Origin of the sequence: Lacticaseibacillus pantheris DSM 15945 = JCM 12539 = NBRC 106106 (assembly GCF_001591865.1) — a bacterium.
GTDB lineage: Bacteria > Bacillota > Bacilli > Lactobacillales > Lactobacillaceae > Lacticaseibacillus > Lacticaseibacillus pantheris.
In genome coordinates, this window is the sequence record NZ_BCVS01000153.1 from 1 (window position 1) to 4,129 (window position 4,129).

Genomic DNA, 4,129 nt, shown 5'->3' on the forward strand with positions numbered 1-4,129 from the left:
ACAAAGCAGCAACCCCACCGCCGCTTTGCCAGCACCTAACACGACCTGCGTAAAGTCTGCTATACTGTTTGGGAGCATTCAACACTAGGAGGTAGCGCACAATGGCTACAGCACGGATTGTATATGCCAGTATGACTGGTAATACTGAGGAAATTGCCGAAATTATCGAGGAAGAGCTGGAAAACCACGGCGTCTCCGTGACCACTACGGAGGTGTCCCAAGCCATCGCCGACGACTTTGCCGACGTCGACATCTGCATCGTGGCCACCTACACGTTCAGTGACTCCGGTAGCGGGATGCTGCCGGACGAAGCCGTCGATTTCTACGAGGAACTGAAGGAAGTCGACCTACACGGTAAGGTGTTCGGCTGCGCCGGCAGTGGTGATCACTTCTACACCGACTTTGCGACCAGCGTCGACGACTTTGCCGACGTCCTGGCTGCTGACGGTGCCGTGAAGGGAGCCGATAGCGTCAAAGTCGACCTCGCCCCCGAAGCCGAGGATATCGAGCGCCTCGAACAGTTCGTCAGCCAAATTGTGGCCAAGCAAGCAGAAATTGCCGCTTCATAATTATATTTTCCACCCTAAGGGCCGCCACCGCGGTCCTTTTTCTATGCGGTGATTGTGGCACGCAACAACGAAGAAACGGTGGCGTATCCACTACTTGTGTTAATCACTTCAACGCCAAAAAACAGGGGCAAAGCCCTCATGACTTTGTCCCTATCTGTTGCTCTTCTTCAAATATTAGTTGGCGCGTGCCATCGATACGATGTTGTCATCGTCAACTTCACTGAAACGCTTGTTCTCGATGAAGTCCTTCAGTACCGACTGTAAAATGTCGATCATCTGGGCGTGCGAGATGTGAATGAACCCTGCAGACATCAAGTCCGCAATCCCAGTCGCCACGATCCAAGCGCCAGTAATGACGTTGTTCTTCTGGGTCTCGGTGAGGTTCTTCACTGAGTCGTACTTGTCGAGCCGCTTCAACGCTGCGCTCATAGCGAACTGACGCATGTCGTCAACGCCGAGGTGGTCCTCAACGAACACTGATTGGTAAAGACTGTTGTTCTCGATGGCAAAGTCGATGTAAGTCAACGCCATGTCAATCAAGGGGTCATCAGTATAGGTTTTCTGGAAGCGTTCCGTTAATTCGGACTTGATGCGGTCAACAACCGCCTGCCGTAAATCCGCCATGTTGGCGAATTCCAAGTAAATCGGTTGGGTTGAGCACCCCATTGATGCCGCAATGTTACGCGCAGTGAACCGCTTAAAGCCCTCTGCAATTACCAGGTTGTACGCTGCGTTCAGGATGTGATCGCGCGTAATAGTTTTCTTTCGTGCCATGTTATGCCTCCCCAAATAAAGTTAGTCTCACAAAATAGAGCAGATGCTCCCCTAAGCACCACAAGATACAAAACACATTGTATCAGATACCGCAAATAAAACAATAGTCATGAAATAAAAAATATGATTTTTGTTGTTTAATGTTGTCCGGTGTGGCTATCAATACCGGTACTTAACGCCCTCAGCCCCTGTATATGCTAAAATGGTTGCAATAACATGAACGTACTGTTGTTTATCCGGCTTGTACTTTCAGCAGGATTTAACCGCCCTTATTAAAGGAGGAACGAAATGACACTACCTGATTTTGAACATAATTTGGTCAAATACGCCGACCTCGCCGTTGAGACCGGCGTCGAAGTTCGCCCCGGCGATACCGTTTATGTACAAATTGACGTCACGCAGGCCCAGCTAGCCCACCTCATCGTGGCCGCTGCGTACAAGGCTGGAGCTGCTGAGGTGCTCGTCGATTGGCAAGACGATACGCTGAAGCGTCTGGACATCAAGTACCTAGCTGATGACCGGTTGGCCGTGCGTCCGCCGTTTGTGGCGGGGCAATTCGATTACTGGCTCGCACACAACGCTAAACGAATTACGGTCATGAGTGCCAATCCGGATAACCTGGCGGGCGTTTCACCAGAACGAGTCGCAGCTTACAACGCCGGATTCCAAAAAGCCTACAGCCGCTTAAGTAATGCCATCACCACTAACGCCATCAGCTGGACCATTATTGCGGCGGCGGGTGCCGAGTGGGCGGCTAAAGTCTTCCCGGAGGACGACCACGACACCGCCATCGACAAGTTGTGGGACCAAATTTTCACCACCACGCGCGTCTACACTGACGACCCCAACCAAGCATGGCGTGATCACGACGCCCGTCTGAGTACCAAAGCAGAATGGCTCAACCAATACCAGTTTGACGCGCTCCACTATGAGGCCCCAGGCACCGATCTCACCGTCGGCTTGCCGCAAAACCATATTTGGCAAGCCGCCGACTCCCAGAACCCACGGGGAGAAACGTTTATGGCCAACATGCCTACTGAAGAAGTATTCACCGTGCCGGATGCACGCCGCATTAACGGTACCGTCGCTTCCACGAAACCTTTGGCATACTCGGGCAATATTCTGGACGGCATGCACTTTACCTTCAAAGACGGTGAGGTCGTCGCCTTCAGTGCCGCCAAGGGTCAGGATACGCTGGGGCAACTGCTGCAAATTAAGGGCGCCAAGAGCCTGGGTGAAGTTTCCCTGGTGCCCGACCCATCACCAATCTCGCAGTCTGGCATTACCTTTTTCAACACACTCTTTGACGAAAATGCGTCCGACCACATGGCGCTGGGCCAAGCCTACCCCTTTGCTATAGTTGGGGGCACCGACATGACGCCCGATGAGCAACGGGCGGCCGGGCTGAACATCGCGGACACCCACGTGGACTTCATGATGGGCTCTGCGCAAATGAACATCGATGGCATCACCCACGACGGGCAACGCGTACCCATCTTCCGTAATGGCGACTGGGCGTAAACTGGTTATTAGGGGATTAACGGACATGACAACTAACTTGATTTTTGATTTGGACAACACCTTGTTGGACTTCTCCGCGAGCGAGGATCACGGTCTACGTGCAGTGTTCGACCGGTACGGAATCCCGTTTAGCGCGGATAACCAACGCATTTACCAGCAGGTTAATACCCACTTGTGGTCCGAACTAGAACATGGGCACATCACCCGCGAGCAGATTTTCGAGCGCCGCTTTGCCTCATTCCTGGACGCCATTGGTCGCAGTGATGCGCCCGGAGCAGAAATGGAAGTAGCCTATCGTGATCAACTAAATCACGGTTATGACCGGGTGCCTGGAGCAAAGACGCTGCTGACCGACCTGCACGACCGCGGGTTCCACATTCTGGCGGGCACCAACGGCATGGCGGAAACACAGCACCGCCGGCTGCGTCATAGTCACTTAGCCCCCTACTTTGACGGAATATTTATTTCCCAGGAAATAGGGTTCGACAAACCGTCCGGGCGGTTCTTCGACGCCATCTTTGCGGCCGAACCTCAGGCCACTCGCCAAAACACCATCATGATCGGGGACGGACTCAACTCCGACATTCGCGGTGGTGCGAACTACGGGCTGCGCACGGTCTGGGTGAACCTGCACCAGCAAATCAATCACACCGGCCTGCAGCCGACACGCGAGGTCCACTCGTTGCCCGAGTTAGATACACTACTTGTTCAATCCGCTTAGTTTTTTGGGGGGGCAATACAATGAACGTCATTTTCCATATTGATGAATCGGCAAAGTGGCCCATGGTGCTCAACAACGTGCAGCACTACCACGAATGGCTGACGGCGCACCGCGTTAACGCGCAGGTCGAAATTTTGGCCAACGGGGACGCGGTCACGGCCGCCGTTCAGGGTAGCAAAGTCGACCTCAGCGCCGTGGCCAATGGCAACACCAACGTCTCTGTATGCGCTAACTCCCTGAGCCAGAGACACATTGACCAGGATAGCTTACAGCCTGGCTTGCACGTCGTACCAGTCGGCGTTATCGAATTGGCCCAAAAACAACAGGCCGGCTTTGCATATATTCGTCCGTGATTAATATTCGTCACATCGATGACTAACGGCACGTTCGCAGTTCAGTGCGCTGAACTGGACCAACGTGCCGTTTTTGCACATTATTTTACCAAAATGCGGTGTGCTTTTGGTGTTGTTTTCTGCCGTATTGGGGCATTTGGGGGCTGGTGGTATCGTGGCGTGGATGTAAACAGCGCCTGTCAGCAGAGCGT

6 protein-coding genes are annotated in these 4,129 nt (G+C 53.3%); 4 read left to right on the plus strand and 2 right to left on the minus strand.

All coding sequences use genetic code 11. The features are described from left to right. Positions 1 to 101: 101 nt before the first annotated feature. Entirely contained in the window at positions 102 to 569 is a 468-nt protein-coding gene (locus tag LPA02S_RS10945) for a flavodoxin (protein WP_056956829.1), read from the plus strand. Positions 570 to 743: 174 nt separating this feature from the next. Here LPA02S_RS10945 and LPA02S_RS10950 read toward each other — a convergent pair whose 3' ends face one another. Next, positions 744 to 1,343 carry a TetR/AcrR family transcriptional regulator gene (locus tag LPA02S_RS10950; RefSeq protein ID WP_054650826.1) on the minus strand — a complete coding sequence of 200 codons (600 nt, stop codon included), beginning with the start codon at positions 1,341 to 1,343 and terminating at the stop codon, positions 744 to 746. A gap of 288 nt (positions 1,344 to 1,631) precedes the next feature. On the opposite strand from LPA02S_RS10950, the gene LPA02S_RS10955 reads away from it, so the two are divergent. From LPA02S_RS10955 to LPA02S_RS10965, 3 genes are read left to right on the plus strand one after another with little or no spacing between them, the layout of a single operon-like run. Next, positions 1,632 to 2,864 carry an aminopeptidase gene (locus tag LPA02S_RS10955; protein ID WP_056956830.1) on the plus strand — a complete coding sequence of 411 codons (1,233 nt, stop codon included), beginning with the start codon at positions 1,632 to 1,634 and terminating at the stop codon, positions 2,862 to 2,864. 25 nt (positions 2,865 to 2,889) lie between these two features. Continuing rightward, the gene (locus LPA02S_RS10960; protein WP_054650824.1) at positions 2,890 to 3,585 is read left to right on the plus strand and encodes a YjjG family noncanonical pyrimidine nucleotidase; all 696 of its coding nucleotides are present in this window, start codon (positions 2,890 to 2,892) and stop codon (positions 3,583 to 3,585) included. A 20-nt stretch (positions 3,586 to 3,605) separates the two neighbouring features. Further along, positions 3,606 to 3,938, plus strand: coding sequence for a DsrE family protein (locus LPA02S_RS10965; RefSeq protein ID WP_054650822.1), 333 nt, complete (start codon positions 3,606 to 3,608; stop codon positions 3,936 to 3,938). Here the strand turns inward: LPA02S_RS10965 and LPA02S_RS11845 are convergent. Continuing rightward, on the minus strand, positions 3,939 to 4,129 hold a 191-nt coding region (locus LPA02S_RS11845), incomplete at its 5' end, for a hypothetical protein (RefSeq protein ID WP_225355005.1).

Excerpts from the sequence above, each read along its gene's own strand:
- LPA02S_RS10960 (WP_054650824.1), top strand. The coding sequence starts at position 2,890 with ATGACAACTAACTTGATTTTTGATTTGGACAACACCTTGTTGGACTTC.
- LPA02S_RS10965 (WP_054650822.1), top strand. The coding sequence starts at position 3,606 with ATGAACGTCATTTTCCATATTGATGAATCGGCAAAGTGGCCCATGGTG.
- LPA02S_RS10955 (WP_056956830.1), top strand. The coding sequence starts at position 1,632 with ATGACACTACCTGATTTTGAACATAATTTGGTCAAATACGCCGACCTC.
- LPA02S_RS10945 (WP_056956829.1), top strand. The coding sequence starts at position 102 with ATGGCTACAGCACGGATTGTATATGCCAGTATGACTGGTAATACTGAG.
- LPA02S_RS10950 (WP_054650826.1), bottom strand. The coding sequence starts at position 1,343 with ATGGCACGAAAGAAAACTATTACGCGCGATCACATCCTGAACGCAGCG.